Genomic DNA, 16,398 nt, shown 5'->3' with positions numbered 1-16,398 from the left:
TTTCCTCGGGACTGAGGAAATCGAGATGCTGGACGCTGCCGCCCTTCTCGAGGATCGAGTTCCAGACATTGTTGCTGTCCTTGCTCTTTTCCTGGAGCAGTTTCAGCAGATGCGGGTTCTTCACGATGAAGCTGCCCGATAGCGTCTTGTGGGTATAGATATTCGCCGGGATCGGTTCGATACAGGCCGAGGCACCGCCGCAGATGATGCTGATCGACGCGGTCGGTGCGATCGCCATCTTGCAGGAGAAGCGCTCCATCACGCCCTGGTCGGCGGCATCGGGGCACGGCCCGCGTTCCTTGGCCAGCATCATGCTGGCTTCGGATGCTTTGGCCGAAACATGCTTGAAGATCTTGAAGTTCCACGATTTTGCTAGCGCACTTTCGAAGCCGAGGCCGCGGGCCTGAAGGAAGCTGTGGAAGCCCATCACGCCAAGACCGACGCTGCGCTCGCGCATCGCGCTATATTTCGCCCGGGCCATTTCTGCCGGCGCGCGGTCGATATAGTCCTGCAGGACATTGTCGAGGAAACGCATGACATCTTCGATAAAGCCCTTCTCGACCGACCATTCATCCCATGTCTCGAGATTGAGCGATGACAGGCAGCAGACAGCCGTCCGGTCTTCGCCGAGATGATCGCGGCCCGTAGGCAAGGTGATTTCCGAGCACAGGTTGGAAGTCGATACTTTCAGGCCCAGGTCACGGTGATGCTTGGGCATCATCCGGTTCACCGTATCGCTGAAGATGATATAGGGCTCGCCCGTGGCCAGCCGTGTTTCGACCAGCTTCTGGAACAGGCTGCGCGCGTCAACCGTGCCGCGGACAGATCCGTCTTTCGGTGACTTGAGCTCAAATTCCGTGCCGTCACGAACCGCTTCCATGAATTCGTCGGTCAGCAATACGCCGTGGTGCAGATTCAGGGCTTTCCGGTTAAAATCGCCGGAAGGCTTTCTGATTTCCAGAAATTCTTCGATTTCCGGATGGTTGACGTCGAGATAGCAAGCCGCCGAACCACGGCGCAGCGAACCCTGCGAAATCGCCAGGGTCAGGCTGTCCATCACGCGGACGAACGGAATGATACCCGATGTCTTGCCGTTCAGGCCGACCGGCTCACCGATACCGCGGACGCTGCCCCAATAGGTGCCAATGCCACCGCCGCGCGAAGCGAGCCAGACATTTTCGTTCCACGTATTGACGATGCCGCCAAGACTGTCGTCGACGCTGTTGAGATAGCAGCTGATCGGCAGACCGCGACCGGTGCCGCCGTTGGACAATACAGGCGTCGCCGGCATGAACCAGAGTCTGGAAATCGCGTCATAGAGCCGCTGGGCATGATCCTGGTCATCCGCATAGGCATCGGCCACGCGGGCGAACAGGTCCTGATAGGATTCGCCGGGCAGCAAATAGCGGTCGTTGAGTGTTTCCTTGCCAAAGTCGGTCAGCAGATCATCGCGGCTTTCGTCCAGCTTGATCTTGAAGCGGCGCTTTTCGACGCTGTGGCTGTCGCGCTCGGCCTTCAGTTCCTTCTCGTCATTATCCTTGGTCGCGGCGGCTTCTGCAGCGGCCTTCTTGCTGACTTCCGGTTCGCTGGTCGGCTTCGTGCTTTCAGCCTGGCTTTCTGGCTTGTCCAATACTTCCGCGCCCATTTCACTCTCACTCACATCTGTTCCCGACACATTCTCGTTGTCGCGGTTGTCTCTAAAATCCATCAAAGCCCCCTCAAGTCACTCTACTAAATCAACGATCACAACGGCGTATCGACCGATCGACCACCGGGATTGTGTCCGGGCGTTTGTTCCTGTCTTGTTCGACTCATGCCGAAGCATTCACTCTAACATTATTCACGCCCCGGCGGGCATTTTTTCTTACCCAAATCCGGTATTTCTCACTGTACATTTGGCACAAAGGGAGGTGTCCACCGAGTCGGCGTTAAATACGACTAACCACTATCAGTTGGTGTGCCCCCTAGGCCGAACCACAACCTATAGTGGCTGAATCAGAATTTTATGCAAGGGGGTAAATTACATTTTAACGACTCTGTTCGTCGTATAAATGAATCGCTTCGTCGCCCGACGATTCCGGACAACATGCCGCGACGCGTGGACCTTCTAGGCCTCCGGCATTGTGCAAGAGCCGATGCCAATATTTACAAAAAATCTTTCCACAGATCATCCACAGGTGGGAATGACGGAAATGTGACACCATATGTGGTGGATCAAATGAGCGGATCGCATTTTACCGGAAGACAATTTTCGCGCCTCGTCATTAACCATATTGGCGACAATGATGATCTGGGCCGAGTCAAATCGACCGCGAGCCTCCGGCAAAATTTCCTCATCAGCAAGAACAAACAAACCGGTCGCCTCCCATGATCTGATTTACATTACTATACACTTATATACACTAATATATATTTGAATACATTCAATTACATTACGTCAGGGAACAGTATTTGATTTTGTTTACTAAATGATATATTAGAGACTATAGTAGAACGATTCTTCAAGAGTCTAGATGCGTAAATATCTAGTTATGCACAATCAGATTTGGACCAGAAATATGATTCATGAACAGAAAAAAGAAACAAAATCTGCCAGCAACAAGACCAGATATGAAAAGCCCATATTGATTGAACTGGATTTGGCGAAAGAATCAGATGCAAAGTCATTGCCCTCTCCTTTTGAATCCGGCACCCGTTTCAACCCAAGTTAGTCGGTCAGATCGCTGAAGCATGATCAGCCATCCCATCAGCGAATTTCCTGAGTCAATAATATCGGGATAAAGTTCCTTCGGATTCAAAACCCGGAACAAACAGATATCCCATCGAAGCAATATTCATATCGGCCCGACACCGTGGGTCTGGACCGAACGCCTTCCGGCAGGCTTGCGGCCCGCCCCGGACTCGCAATCGCGCACCATTATGGCGGAGAACCGCCGATACAGAATTTGATTTTGCCGGTAATTGGTCCGGTAAAATTGATGTCCCGGATAATCGAAACTGCGCACAGGCATGACGGCCAAGAAGCTTTCCGAACGAGAATCCTGCTCCAAGGCGTTCGATCCGAAAACACCCTTACATCCCAGTATCGATCAGCAGCGATATGATGAGCGGCAGCGAAGCTGATCGATAGTCAAAAATCATCATCCCCTTACCGAAAATTCACCAAGATCTTTCACGACCTCTACCGCTGCTCGCGATCCACCAGCAGCGCGGTGGCCGGCCTGGGCCTGAGGGCCACGATCAGCACGCCACCGATCGCCAGCGCCGCTCCCAGCGCCATCCGCAGATCGAAAGCATCATTGGTGATCCAGACGCCCAATCCGATGGTCGCCAGCGGCGTTATCAGGGTTAGCGGGGCAAGAAGATTGGCTTCATATCGACCGATCAGGGAATAATAGGCCGAATGCGCGCCAACCGATACAATCAACGCGGTGAACAGCACGGCGGCGGCAAGCGGCCATCCGGCAGTCCGAGCGGCGGCCCATTGCCCTTGTTCGAACAAGGCTGAACATAGTGTCAGCGAGATCACAGATACCAGGCCAACCCAGGCCTGAAAGCGGAAGGGCGTGACATTGTCCACGCGCTTCATCAGCACGGCTCCAGCCGACCCCGCGAAGGCAGCGGCAGCGACGAACCAGAGGCCTGCGGTCAGGGTCAACCCTTCGGGACGCCAGATCACCAGCAACACCCCGAGCAGAGTCAGGGCAATACCGACTCCGCGCCGCCAATGCACCCGCTCGCCAAGCATGAGCATCGAGAGCATTATCGTAAAGGGAACCCCGAGCTGCAATATGATCGCCGCCGAAGAGGGCGAGGTCGTCTGCAGACCGATGAACAGCAGCGCGAAATTCCCGCCGCCCATCAAAAGCCCGATCAAGAGGATCCGCCAGGCCGGGCGGGGCATGGGCAACAGCCATGGCAGCATCACCAGCGCGACCACAGCAAAGCGCAGCGCGGCGTAGAAAACGGGCGGAACCGCCCAGTCGTCGACGATGATCTTGCTCAAGACATTGTTCGACGCCCAGATCAGGCAGACCAGTACAAGAAGCAGGAAATCACGCGCGCGCATAGCTTTGGGGTCCCTTATGTGCCTGTGGCGTTTCCCGTTCTATCGTCCGTATCGTTTCGCCGGCCCGTTCGCAATCGCAGCATGCAGCGAAAGCCGAATTATATCCTGCACGATATTGATAGCCGCTTTGCACCGACCAGCGATGGTATCGAGGTCAGACATTCATGGGGGAGCGAAGCGCGACAAAACTTGCCCGGTCCGGTCATATCGGCCTAAAGGCAATCCAACCGCATATCGCCGATATTCTGGAGCATTCATGACCACGACCATCAAAACCGCCGACCTGATCGAAAGCGTCGCCGACGCGTTGCAATTCATCTCTTATTATCATCCGATGGATTATATCCGGGCGCTCGGCAAAGCCTATGAGGCGGAGAAATCGCCAGCTGCCAAGGATGCGATTGCACAGATCCTGACCAACTCAAAAATGTGCGCCGAAGGACATCGTCCAATCTGTCAGGATACCGGCATTGTGAATGTCTTCGTCAAATGGGGCATGGATTGCCGCCTCGACGATACATCCAAATCCATGCAGGAAATTGTCGATGAGGGTGTCCGCCGCGCCTATCTCCATCCGGAGAACAAGCTGCGCGCCTCGATTCTGGCCGATCCTGCCTTCACCCGGCGCAACACCAAGGACAACACGCCGTCGGTGCTGCATGTTGAAATGGTGCCCGGCGACAAGGTGTCCGTCGATGTCGCGGCCAAAGGCGGCGGGTCGGAAAATAAATCCAAATTCAAGATGATGAACCCGAGCGACAATATCGTCGACTGGGTGCTGGAAATGATCCCGCAAATGGGCGCCGGCTGGTGCCGCCCGGCATGCTCGGCATCGGCATTGGCGGCACCGCGGAACGCGCCGTATTGCTCGCCAAGCAGAGCCTGATGGATCCGATCGACATGGGCCAGCTCAAGGAGCGCGGTCCGCGCAACGATATCGAGGAAATGCGCATCGAGATTTTCGACAAGGTCAACGCGCTCGGCATCGGCGCGCAGGGGCTGGGCGGGCTCTCGACCATCCTCGACGTCAAGATCAACGACTGGCCGTGCCACGCCGCTGGCAAACCGGTCGCGATGATCCCCAATTGCGCCGCCACCCGCCACGCGCATTTCACGCTCGACGGCAGCGGGCCCGCTTATCTCGAAGCGCCGAAGCTCGACGAATGGCCGGACGTCAACTGGACGCCGTCTTCGGAAGCGAAGCGCGTGCAGCTCGACCGGCTTGATGCCGCCGAAGTCGCAACATGGAAACATGGCGACCGGCTGCTGCTCAATGGCAAGATGCTGACCGGCCGCGATGCCGCGCACAAGAAGATCAAGGATATGCTGGAAGCCGGCGAAGAATTGCCGGTCGAGTTTAAGGGCCGCGTCATCTATTATGTCGGCCCCGTCGATCCGGTCGGCGAGGAAGTGGTTGGTCCCGCTGGCCCAACCACCGCGACGCGGATGGACAAGTTCACCGACATGATGCTGGAACAGGGCCTGCTGGCGATGGTCGGCAAGGCCGAACGCGGGCTGGACACGGTCGGTTCGATCAAGAAGCACAAGAGCGCCTATCTGATGGCGGTCGGCGGCAGCGCCTATCTGGTGTCGCGCGCGATCAAGGGATCGAAAGTGGTCGGCTTTGAAGAGCTCGGCATGGAAGCGATCTACGAGTTCGAAGTGCAGGACATGCCGGTCACCGTCGCGGTCGATGCCGAAGGGCAGAGCGTGCACCATCTCGCACCGCTGGTCTGGCAGGAGAAGATAAAGAAAGAGAAGCTATTGGAAGGAGTGTGATGTTATGAACAAATCTGTGGTTCTGACAATTCTGATGCTTGGCACCGCGGGATCCGTCGCCACGTCGGCGATTGCGCGCGATCCGATTGCTGCGATGATGGCAGGTGAATCGATGGTCTCGGGGAAAAAGCTCGAACAAGCGATCGAGCGGGCATCCGAACATCCCTTCGGGAGCGCGGAAAATCCGGTGCGGGCAGCCATGCCGCAGGGGCAGCGCGCCTATCTGAACCGGCTGCAATGTTCCGACGGCTCGGCTCCGGCTTATGCGCGGGGCGGAAGCGTCGGGGCCAGTCCTTATGGCAATATGATGGATGTCTATAATGTGGATTGTGGCGAAGCCGCACCGGGAAAGGTCAATGTCTATATGGACATGTACCACAAAGGACATGTCGAGACCGAAGCGGTGCCGGGCTTCACGATCACGGCGCCTTGATCGCCAGCCCGGACTGAAGCCGCCGCAAGGCCGTGCACAGGCAGAACCTGAGTCTGCCCGACCGGAGGCTTATTTATCTGAGCAAATGACAATGGCAGCAAACGGGCCTATATTGCAGCCATGTATATTTTCATCATCTTCCTCTGCGGCATCGGCAATTTCGCGATGCACAAGGCCATGCTGGAGAGCAATCATCCGCTGATGGCCGAAGCACGTGGCAGTTTCCGGAAGATTCTCGGCCCCCACGGCAGCTATTTTCTGGAATTTTTCATGCTCGCCGCGGCGATGATCTTTGCCAATATGGGGATGCTCAGCGCGGTGATTTTCTATTTTGTCTACACGCTCGCCAATTGCGCGGCGGCCTGGGTGCTTTTCTTTCATAAACCATAAGATTCGAAGGATTTACCGCCCGGCACAAAGGAAGCTGTTTGTCCGACTACGAATGTAGTTTATCGAAAGCCGGTATCGGGTGCAACCAATCGGACATAGCAGCACCCCATCCACAACGGATGCCTGGGGAGGAATATTTTGCATAATCGAAACCGCGCTTTGAAACGCATTGTCATGGCGGCAATGATCGGTTCCGCGCTCTTCCCCGTTGCGGCTCAGGCGCAAAGCGACAGTCTCTCGTCGCTGCAGCCCCGCATCGAGGACGGACGGCAAGTCTACGAGTCCGAACAATTTGTCCGCTTCAATCCCCGCACCGCGCTGGACATGGTCCGCCAGGTACCCGGCTTCATTATCGACACGGGCGACGACGATGAACGCGGTCTGGGCCAGGCCGATGAAAATGTGCTGATCAATGGCGCTCGCATATCGGGCAAGAATAGCGACGCCTTCACCTTTCTCAGCCGGATTTCCGCGGCCAATGTCGTGCGCATAGAAATCGTCGATGGTGCCACGCTGAGCATTTCCGGTCTGTCCGGCCAGGTGCTCAATCTTGTGACCAACACAAGCGAGACCAGCGAGCTGCGCGGCAGTTTCAAATGGGAACCGGTATGGCGCCGCGCGGGCAACGACTGGCTTTCCGGCGACGCCTCTGTCAGCGGCAAGCTGGGCAAGGGCGATTTTACCCTGTCGGTCGAAAATGATGCGGCGCGCAACGGCGTCGAAGGACCGGAACAGGTCACCGACCGCTTCGGCAATCTATTGTTCGAGCGCGACGAGGTCGCCCGCTATCGCCAGGACGCGCCGAAGCTGAGCGGAGCCTATAGCCGCACCAGCGACAGCGGTTCGACATTCAATGCCAATGCCGCCTATCAACTGTTCCGCCGCCGGGAAACGGTGGACACCGATCGCACCCAGGCCAGCCAGCCCGATATTTTCGAACATTATTCCAGCCGCGAGAATGAATGGAATGCCGAATTCAGCGCGGACTATGAATTCGGTCTCGGCACTGGCCGTCTCAAGCTCATCGGCTTGCAGCGTTTCGAACATAGTCCGGTCATCGATTTTTCGGACAGACATTTACCGACGGCGTCACGCCCGCCAACGGCAGCCGCTTTGACACGGTGACCGACGAGGGCGAGTCGATCCTGCGCGCCGAATATGGGTGGAAAACGACCGGCGGAACCGACTGGGGCGTCAGCGTCGAAGGCGCCTATAATTTTCTCGACAATGAAGGCATGCTGGCGGCGCTCGACGATCAGGGCATATTCCAGCCGGTCGCGCTGACCAACGCCAATAGCAAGGTCACCGAATATCGCGGTGAGATCATCGGCTCCTATGGGCGTCCGCTGACGGAGACGCTCACCCTGCAGGCGACATTGGGTGGCGAATATAGCAAGATCAGCCAGAGCGGCGCGGCGGGCCAGAGCCGGTCGTTCATTCGCCCGAAGGTTCCGTATCGCTGGCATGGCGACCGCAGCCGGCTCTCGACATCAGTCTGAAAATTGACCGGTCGGTCGGCCAGCTTAATTTCTTCGATTTCGTCCAGTCGGTCGATGTTTCGCAGAATAACGGCAATGCCGGAAATCCCGAACTGGTCCCGCCGCAAAGCTGGCGCGCGGAGCTGGAGGCGACGCAGAAACTGGGCCCATGGGGATCACTGACCGTCAATATTTACGGGGAGAAATTCAGCGACATTGTCGATTCCATCCCGATCACGGCGACCACCGAGGCGCGCGGCAATCTCGACAGCGCGACAAGCTATGGCGTGGAAATGGTGACCAGCATATTGTTCGATCCCATCGGCTGGAACGGCGCCAAGCTCGATGTCGAAGGCGAGCTTCGCAAAAGTTCGCTGCGCGATCCCCTGACAGGCATCCACCGGCGGATCAGCGATGACAAGATATTCACCTATGAAGCCACTTTGCGTCACGATATTCCCGGCAGCAACTGGGCATGGGGCGCCGGTGTCGAGGATTTCCGCTATTCGGATTTTCTGCGGCTGGACCAGATCACCCGCTTTCGCACGGGCGCGCCCTATAGCTGGATATTTGTCGAGCATAAGAATGTGTTCGGACTGACCGTGCAGGCCAATCTCGGCAATCTGTTCGGTCGGTCCGAGAATTTCACCCGCACCGCCTTTGGTGATCTTCTGGGTCAGCCGGGGGATCTGGACCGCGGATTTATGAGAGGCCGGCGCAACGGACCGGTCGCCTTTGTCGAAGATCGCAGCCGCGAATTCGGCCTGATCTACCGGTTAACGGTCAGCGGCAGCTTCTGACGCACCGCGCTGGTGAATTTATAGCCGGATAGACTTTCGGCGCCGTCGGTCCTACATCCGGCCCATGCCACCCGATTATGCCACCGAGGGTCAGATCGACCCGCCGATGATCCCTACGCTCAAGCGGTTCCTGCCCTATCTCTGGCCCAAGGGCGAGCCGGGGCTGCGGTTGCGCATCATCATTGCCGGCCTGCTGGTGCTATGCGCCAAGGCCGCCGTTCTGACGATGCCGTTTCTGTACAAGGCGGTCATCGACGGCATGTCGGACGAGGATCTCGGCACCGAATTGACGGTCTTGCTCGCCCTCGTCGCGGCTTATGGCCTAGCCCGCTTCGGTCAGGTGATGTTCGACAATCTGCGCAATATCGTGTTCGAAAAGGTTGGCCAGCAGGCCGCGCGGCGCCTTGCCACCAATGTCTTCACGCACCTCCACAGCCTGTCGTTGCGCTTCCATCTCGGTCGCCGCACCGGCGAAGTCACCAAGATCATCGAACGCGGGACCAAGAGTATCGATATCATGCTCTATTTCCTGCTGTTCAACATCGCCCCGACGGTCGTCGAGCTGACCGCAGTGCTGATCATTTTCCAGCTCAAATTCGGCTTCGGGCTGGTCGCCGCGACGATGGCGATGGTCGTCATATACATCACCTTCACCCGCAAGGTGACCGACTGGCGCAACGCGCTGCGGGCGAAGATGAACGACATGGACACAAGAGTGATCGGCCGCTCGGTCGATGCCTTGCTGAACTACGAGACGGTCAAATATTTCACCGCCGAACAGCGCGAGGCCGAACGCTATGACAGGGCGATGAAAGACTGGGCCGCCGCTGCGGTCAAATCGGAAAATTCGCTTGGCCTGCTCAATATCGGCCAGTCGATCATCACCAATCTGACGATGATCGGCGCGATGGCCTTCAGCGTCTACGGCTGGCAACAGGGCGATCTGACGGTCGGTGATCTGGTGCTGGTCAACGCGCTGCTGATGCAGCTGTTCCGGCCGCTCGACCTGCTCGGCATGGTCTATCGCACCATCCGTCAGGGCCTGGTCGACATGGACGCGATGTTCAAGCTAATCGATACCAAGCAGGAAGTCGTCGACAAGCCGGACGCAAAGGCGCTGCAGATTTCCGAGGGCACGGTGCGCTTTGAAAATGTCGTGTTCAACTATGATGACGATCGCCAGATCTTGCACGGCCTCGATTTCGAGGTGCCGGCGGACGGAACGCTCGCCATTGTCGGGCCATCCGGTGCCGGCAAATCGACAATCGCGCGATTGCTGTTCCGTTTCTATGATCCGCAGGCCGGACGGATATTGATCGATGGCCAGGATATAGCCGAAGTCACCCAGCACAGTCTGCGCGGCGCAATCGGCATTGTTCCGCAGGACAGCGTATTGTTCAACGACAGCATCGGCTATAATATCGGCTATGGCCGCGAAGGGGCAACCCAGATCGAGATCGAGGACGCCGCACGCGGCGCCGCTCTGGACGGCTTTATCGCCAAATTGCCGGACGGCTATGACACGCAGGTCGGCGAGCGCGGGCTGAAGCTGTCCGGCGGCGAGAAACAGCGCGTTGCCATTGCCCGCACATTGCTGAAAACCCGCCGATCCTGATCCTCGACGAAGCCACGTCGGCGCTCGACAGCCGCACCGAGGACGAAATCCAGGCGACGCTTGCCAAGATATCGGAACGGCGAACCACCTTGATCATCGCCCACCGGCTATCGACCATCACCCATGCCGACGAGATCATCGTGCTCAACGAAGGGCGGATCGCCGAACGCGGTAGCCACCGGCAGTTGCTGGTCAAGCGCGGGCTCTACGCGGACATGTGGAAGCGGCAGGCGGAGGACCAGCGGGAACCCGCCTGACCGCCAGCCAAAATACCATTTTCGGTCATTTGCGATTTTGCGGTTTCGCATGGTGGCGTCTCTGGCTAGGGAATGATCCATGACCGAAGCGCTCCTTCCCCTGCTCAAATCGACATTCGGCTACAGCAGCTTTCGCGGCATGCAGGAACCAGTGATGGACCGGGTGATGGCGAAGCGAAACACGCTTGCCGTGATGCCGACCGGGTCGGGCAAGTCTCTCTGCTACCAGCTTCCCGCCATTGCCAACAAGGGCACCACCATTGTGATCTCCCCGCTGATCGCGCTAATGCACGACCAGTTGCGCAGTGCCGAGGCGGTCGGGATCCGGGCGGCCACCCTCACCTCCGCCGACGACAATCGCGCGGAGACGATTGCCCGGCTAAGGCTGGCGAGCTGGACCTGCTCTACGCCGCGCCGGAACGTGCTTCCCAGCCCCATTTCCGGGAATTGCTGGAGCAGACCGATATTTCGCTCTTCGCCATCGACGAAGCGCATTGCGTGTCCGAATGGGGTCATGATTTCCGCCCCGACTATCGCCTGCTGCGCCCGCTGCTCGACCATTTCGGGTCAGTGCCAAGCTGGCGCTGACCGCTACCGCCGATGCGCATACCCGCGACGATATATTGGTGCAGCTGGGCATCGAACAGGACGGGCTGATCCTCGCCGGTTTCGACCGGCCCAATATCCGCTACAGCATGAGTCCGCGCAGTGGCCTGGCACGGCAGGTCGGCGATCTGGTCGACCGCATCCCGGGACCGGGCATAATCTATGCGCAGACTCGCGCCGCGACCGAGAAAATGGCCAGCCAGATCGCCGCCACCGGACGCAGCGCCCGCGCCTATCACGCCGGCCTGCCGCCGGAAGTCCGACAGCAGAACCAGCATGATTTTGTCGCTTCGGAAGATATGGTGATGGTCGCCACCATTGCCTTTGGCATGGGCATCGACAAGCCGGATGTCCGCTTTGTGGCCCATGCCGGCCTGCCCAAGTCGATCGAGGCTTATTATCAGGAAACCGGCCGCGCCGGACGCGATGGCGATCCGGCCGAGGCGCATATGTTCTGGGGCGCGGAAGATTTTGCTAGAGCGCGGCAGCGGCTGGGCGAGATCGACGAAACCCGGCTGGAGAGCGAACGGACGAGGCTGGCGGCGCTCGGCGGTCTGGTCGAAACGCCGGGTTGCCGGCGCGCCGTGCTGCTCCGCCATTTCGGCGAAAATCCTCCCGAGCGATGCGGCAATTGCGACAATTGCCTGAACGCTCCGAAGACCCGCAATGTCACCGAACTGGCCCGCAAATTCCTGTCCGCCGTCTATCGCACCGGCCAGAGTTTCGGGGTCACCCATCTCGAAGCGGTGCTCACCGGCAGGCAGGATGAGAAAATCCTCTCGCGCGGCCACGACCAACTTTCGGTTTTCGATATTGTCGGAGAAGAGGAAGCTGCACTGATCAAGCCGGTGTCCCGCTCGCTGCTACTCCGCGATGCTTTGCGCAACACCGAACATGGCGGCCTGATGTTCGGCCCCGAGGCGCGCAAGATACTCAAGGGTGAACAGGAAGTTGCCATTGTCGAACCGCCCAAGCGTGCCTCACGCAAACGGCGCGGGGGCACGGCCTCGCCAAACCCCTTTGGCGATCCCCTGTTCGAAGCACTGCGGGCAAAGCGCATGGAACTGGCCAAGGAACTCGGCGTCCCGCCTTATGTCATCTTCCATGACAGCGTGCTGCGTGATATGACCGGCCTGAAACCGGGCAGCCTGTCGGCGCTCGGCGAGCTGCCGGGCATCGGCGCAGCCAAACTGGAGAAACATGGTGAAGCCTTTCTGGCCGTGATCCGTGAAATGACCGAAGCGGCATGAAACGATATTTCAACCTGGTCTCCGTTATATTACCTATTGTCGTGGCGGGCTGTAGCGCGGCAACGGCGACCGCCAACGACAGCAATGTTCCGACAGAGGAGACCCAGAATATGTTCCGCAAGATCAATGACAATCTCAGCGTATCGCCGCAAATCTCGCTGGACGATGTCGCCGCTGCGAAGACCGAGGGCGTCAGCCTGATCATCAACAACCGCCCCGACGGCGAGGATCCGGGTGCCCCGCAAAGCGCCGACATCGAAGCGGCCGCGCGGGACGCCGGCCTGAAATATATCGCGATTCCGATCACGCACAGTGGCTTTTCCGGCCCGCAAGTCGATGCGATGATTGCCGCGCTTGCCGAAGGGGACAAAGCCCTCGCCTATTGCCGCTCGGGCACCCGCTCGACTCTGTTATGGGCGCTGGCGCAGGCAAAACAGGGCATGGAACCCGACGAGATCGCACGGCTGGCTGGCAATGCCGGTTATGATATTACGCCGGTCCGCGCGATGATTGATGCGCTGGCCGCCGGAAGCTGACGCTAGAGGCTAGACAGTCACTAACATTGGTGTAAATAGTCGGTTATGGAGAACCTGCCATCACCGACGACCTGGGCGATTCCCTTTTTCGTCATCACCGTTGCACTGGAATGGTGGTGGAGCCGGAAAAACGCCCGGGTTCGCTATGAAACCAAAGATGCCTTCACGTCGCTGGCGCTGGGGACCGGCAGTCTCGTTGCCGGGATCCTGACCGGCGGCTTTGTTCTGGCGCTGAGCCTGTGGGTTTACGAGCACCGTATTTTCGATATCCAGATAGGCTGGCCCAATGCGCTGTGGATCGTGCCACTGGCCTTTGTTCTCGACGATTTCACCTATTACTGGTTCCACCGCACCGCGCACCGCGTCCGCTGGTTCTGGGCAGCGCATGTGATCCACCACAGCAGCCAGCATTATAATCTGACCACGGCCTTGCGGCAGACCTGGACCGGCTTTTTGCCCTCAGTTTTCTCTTCTCCATGCCGCTCTTTTACCTGGCTTTCCGCCGGCGCTGATATTCTTCCTGTCGGGACTGAACCTGATCTATCAATATTGGATCCACACCGAGGCGATCGACCGGATGCCACGCTGGTTTGAGGCGGTGATGAACACCCCTTCCCACCACCGCGTGCACCATGCCACCAATCCGCGCTATCTCGACCGCAACTATGCCGGCGTCTTCATCATCTGGGACAAGATGTTCGGGACCTATGAACCGGAAACCGACGCCGAGAATATCCGCTATGGCATCATCAAGAACCTCGACAGCTTCAACCTGTTCTGGGCCGCCTTCCATGAATGGATCGGCATCGCGAAGGACTTGTGGAGCGCCCCGTGGCCTTACAAGATCAACTATTTAATCAAACCGCCCGGGTGGAGCCATGACGGCTCCCGGGAAAGCAGCGAGACCATAAAGGCACGCTGGGCAGAGCAGGAGAGAAATACATGGCAGAATTTGACTTCATCGTCATCGGCGGCGGTTCCGCCGGCAGCGCAGTCGCAGGACGGCTGAGCGAAGACGGCAAGCACACGGTGTGCCTGCTCGAAGCGGGCGGACGCAATAATAATTTCCTCGTCAAGACGCCGGGAATGATGCCTTTCCTGCTGAAAAACGCCAACTGGAAGTTCGATACGGTCCCGCAAAAGGGGCTCAACGGCCGCACCGGCTATCAGCCGCGCGGGCGCGGTCTTGGCGGTTCCAGCGCGATCAACGCGATGGTCTATATCCGTGGCAATAAATGGGATTATGACAATTGGGCCGCGATGGGCTGTGACGGCTGGTCCTATGATGATGTCCTGCCCTATTTCAAGAAATCCGAAGGCAATGAACGCGGTGGTGACGAATATCATGGCGGCGATGGGCCGCTGTCCGTCTCCGACCAGAAATGGCCCAATCCGGGAAGCCTCGCCTTTGTCGAAGCGGCGCGCAATCTGCAACTGCCTATTCTCGACGATTTCAATGGCGAGAAGCAGGAGGGCATGGGCATCTATCAGGTTACGCAGAAGGCCGGCGAACGCTGGTCCGCGGCCCGCGCCTATGTCGAGCCTGCCCGTTCCCGCCCGAACCTGACGATCCGGACCAACGCGCTGGTCGAGAAGCTGGTGGTCAAGGACGGGCGCGTGACTGGCGTGCAAGTCCGGCGCGGCTCCAAGAGCGAGACAATGAACGCGCGCGCTGCCGTGATATTGTCTGCCGGCGCCTTCGGATCGCCGCATATCCTGCAGCTCTCCGGCATCGGTCCGGCGGCGCATCTGAAAGACAAGGGCGTCGATGTCGTGCTGGACAAGGGAGAAGTCGGCGAAAATCTGAAGGACCATATCGACTTTGTTTCCGGTTACAAGACCGAGTCCAAGGAGCTGATCGGGGACTCGCTTGCCGGCACGGTGCGCATGGCCAAGGCGATCCTGCAGCACCGTTTCAAGCGGACTGGTATCATGACCACACCCTATGCCGAAGCGGGCGGCTTCTGGAGCAGCGGCCCCGACGTTCCTGCCCCGGATATCCAGTATCATTTCGTCCCGGCGATGCTTGAGGACCATGGCCGCGAATCGGTCAAGGGCCACGGTTTCAGCTGCCATGCCTGCGTCCTGCGCCCGCACAGCAAGGGCACGGTCCGGCTGAATGATACGAACCCGGCAGCCCCGCCGGCCATCGATCCGAATTTCCTCGACGATGACCGGGACATCGCGACCCTGCGCAAGGGCGTGCGGCATATGAAGCGGATATTGGAAAGCCCGCCGCTGACGCAATATTCCCCCACCGACCGCCACCCGATCAACATGACTGACGATGCCGAGCTGGACGCGCTGATCCGCGACCGCGCCGACACCGTCTATCACCCGGTCGGCACCTGCCGCATGGGTGGCGACGAGGATGCCGTGGTCGATGCGCGCCTGAAATTCCGCGGACTGGAAGGCCTCTATATTGCCGATGCCTCGATCATGCCGGAAATCATCAGCGGCAACACCAACGCGCCGAGCATCATGATCGGCGAGCGGGCGGCGGACTTCATCAAGGCAGACCTGGCCGGCTGACGGTTTCGCTGCCGACCGGTCGATGCGCCTAGAATCTCTCGATCGACAGCGAAACCAGGAAGATGAGGCAAACGAACAGGGTCAGACCTGTCGTCGCAAGGAAGACGTGTCTTGGCGAGACACGTTCCCTGGACCAATCGGCTGGACCGCCGGCAAGCGGCATTTTCCCCGAGGCCAGCGACAGCAGGATTGCCACCGAGAGAGTTACCAGCAGTCCGATGAGGTTCCACCACATCCAGAAAAGGCCGGGCTGGAACTGCCAGAAATAGAGGTTGAGGGCGACCCCGGCCAGAAAGCCGATATTGCTGCTCAGGACGGTTCTGCGCCGCCACAGGATGGCGATCAGGAACACGCCGAGAACCGGGCCGTAGAGCGCCGATCCCACCTTGTTGATCGCTTCGATGACCGTGGCAGAAATATCGCCCGAATAGATCGAAAATAGAGGATCAGCCCGCCCCAGAACAGCGCCAGCAGGCGCGCCAGCCTGATTTCCTGACGGGCATTGCCAAGCTGCAGCCCAAAGCCCTTCAAATCCGCGATCGTCACCGCCGACAGGGAATTCACCGCCGAGCTGAGCGTTGACATCGCCGCCGACATGATCGCGACCAGCAACAGGCCGATGATGCCATGGGGCAGAAATTCGAGAATGAAAA

At 58.7% G+C, this 16,398-nt stretch carries 12 protein-coding genes and 4 pseudogenes; 12 read left to right on the top strand and 4 right to left on the bottom strand.

The genetic code is table 11. From position 1 onward, the window contains the following. Positions 1–1,708: ribonucleoside-diphosphate reductase subunit alpha (locus C8024_RS19755; protein WP_173208401.1), on the bottom strand; the 1,708-nt coding region annotated here is incomplete at its 3' end. 850 nt (positions 1,709–2,558) lie between these two features. Between C8024_RS19755 and C8024_RS19750 the strand changes: the two genes are divergently transcribed. Continuing rightward, positions 2,559–2,711, top strand: a complete 153-nt coding sequence (locus C8024_RS19750; protein ID WP_173208399.1) for a hypothetical protein — start codon at positions 2,559–2,561, stop codon at positions 2,709–2,711. Positions 2,712–3,181: 470 nt separating this feature from the next. Here C8024_RS19750 and C8024_RS19745 read toward each other — a convergent pair whose 3' ends face one another. Continuing rightward, on the bottom strand, positions 3,182–4,069 hold the full coding sequence (locus C8024_RS19745) for a DMT family transporter (RefSeq protein WP_173208395.1): 888 nt from the start codon (positions 4,067–4,069) through the stop codon (positions 3,182–3,184). 256 nt (positions 4,070–4,325) lie between these two features. Here C8024_RS19745 and C8024_RS19740 point away from each other — a divergent pair. The 11 genes and pseudogenes from C8024_RS19740 to C8024_RS19690 all read left to right on the top strand — a co-directional run bounded on the left by C8024_RS19740 (position 4,326) and on the right by C8024_RS19690 (position 15,745). Then, positions 4,326–5,848, top strand: a pseudogene (locus C8024_RS19740) (fumarate hydratase). 4 nt (positions 5,849–5,852) lie between these two features. Continuing rightward, positions 5,853–6,281, top strand: coding sequence for a hypothetical protein (locus C8024_RS19735; RefSeq protein WP_100094136.1), 429 nt, complete (start codon positions 5,853–5,855; stop codon positions 6,279–6,281). 120 nt (positions 6,282–6,401) lie between these two features. After that, positions 6,402–6,671, top strand: coding sequence for a hypothetical protein (locus C8024_RS19730; RefSeq protein ID WP_100094135.1), 270 nt, complete (start codon positions 6,402–6,404; stop codon positions 6,669–6,671). A 138-nt stretch (positions 6,672–6,809) separates the two neighbouring features. Continuing rightward, positions 6,810–7,796 carry a Plug domain-containing protein gene (locus C8024_RS19725; protein WP_173208392.1) on the top strand — a complete coding sequence of 329 codons (987 nt, stop codon included), beginning with the start codon at positions 6,810–6,812 and terminating at the stop codon, positions 7,794–7,796. Continuing rightward, positions 7,793–8,170 carry a hypothetical protein gene (locus C8024_RS19720; protein WP_173208389.1) on the top strand — a complete coding sequence of 126 codons (378 nt, stop codon included), beginning with the start codon at positions 7,793–7,795 and terminating at the stop codon, positions 8,168–8,170. The genes C8024_RS19725 and C8024_RS19720 overlap by 4 nt, the downstream gene beginning before the upstream one ends. Before the next feature lie 272 nt (positions 8,171–8,442). Further along, positions 8,443–8,949, top strand: coding sequence for a hypothetical protein (locus C8024_RS19715; RefSeq protein WP_173208386.1), 507 nt, complete (start codon positions 8,443–8,445; stop codon positions 8,947–8,949). A 64-nt stretch (positions 8,950–9,013) separates the two neighbouring features. Next, positions 9,014–10,821: pseudogene (locus C8024_RS19710) on the top strand (ABC transporter ATP-binding protein/permease). Between the two features lie 79 nt (positions 10,822–10,900). After that, positions 10,901–12,677: pseudogene (recQ, locus tag C8024_RS19705) on the top strand (DNA helicase RecQ). Further along, a complete protein-coding gene (locus tag C8024_RS19700; RefSeq protein ID WP_367947454.1) occupies positions 12,674–13,213 on the top strand; it encodes a TIGR01244 family sulfur transferase in 540 nt (179 codons plus the stop codon). Before recQ ends, C8024_RS19700 begins: the two are co-directional and overlap by 4 nt. Positions 13,214–13,258: 45 nt before the next feature. Continuing rightward, a pseudogene (locus C8024_RS19695) lies at positions 13,259–14,222 on the top strand (sterol desaturase family protein). Beyond that, positions 14,156–15,745, top strand: a complete 1,590-nt coding sequence (locus tag C8024_RS19690; protein ID WP_173208383.1) for a GMC family oxidoreductase — start codon at positions 14,156–14,158, stop codon at positions 15,743–15,745. Before C8024_RS19695 ends, C8024_RS19690 begins: the two are co-directional and overlap by 67 nt. Positions 15,746–15,773: 28 nt before the next feature. Here the strand turns inward: C8024_RS19690 and C8024_RS19685 are convergent, their stop codons facing one another. Then, positions 15,774–16,130, bottom strand: coding sequence for a hypothetical protein (locus tag C8024_RS19685; RefSeq protein WP_217272344.1), 357 nt, complete (start codon positions 16,128–16,130; stop codon positions 15,774–15,776). Further along, positions 16,088–16,398 (bottom strand): hypothetical protein (locus tag C8024_RS19680; RefSeq protein WP_217272343.1); only part of this gene is annotated, 311 nt, incomplete at its 5' end. The genes C8024_RS19685 and C8024_RS19680, both read right to left, overlap by 43 nt.

Source organism: Sphingopyxis sp. BSNA05 (assembly GCF_013265645.1).
GTDB lineage: Bacteria > Pseudomonadota > Alphaproteobacteria > Sphingomonadales > Sphingomonadaceae > Parasphingorhabdus.
Note: the sequence above shows the minus strand (reverse complement) of the source record. Positions and strands in the feature narration are given on the sequence as shown.

Excerpts from the sequence above, each read along its gene's own strand:
- C8024_RS19735 (WP_100094136.1), top strand. The coding sequence starts at position 5,853 with ATGAACAAATCTGTGGTTCTGACAATTCTGATGCTTGGCACCGCGGGA.
- C8024_RS19715 (WP_173208386.1), top strand. The coding sequence starts at position 8,443 with ATGGTGACCAGCATATTGTTCGATCCCATCGGCTGGAACGGCGCCAAG.
- C8024_RS19730 (WP_100094135.1), top strand. The coding sequence starts at position 6,402 with ATGTATATTTTCATCATCTTCCTCTGCGGCATCGGCAATTTCGCGATG.
- C8024_RS19750 (WP_173208399.1), top strand. The coding sequence starts at position 2,559 with ATGATTCATGAACAGAAAAAAGAAACAAAATCTGCCAGCAACAAGACC.
- C8024_RS19690 (WP_173208383.1), top strand. The coding sequence starts at position 14,156 with ATGGCAGAATTTGACTTCATCGTCATCGGCGGCGGTTCCGCCGGCAGC.
- C8024_RS19745 (WP_173208395.1), bottom strand. The coding sequence starts at position 4,069 with ATGCGCGCGCGTGATTTCCTGCTTCTTGTACTGGTCTGCCTGATCTGG.
- C8024_RS19700 (WP_367947454.1), top strand. The coding sequence starts at position 12,674 with ATGAAACGATATTTCAACCTGGTCTCCGTTATATTACCTATTGTCGTG.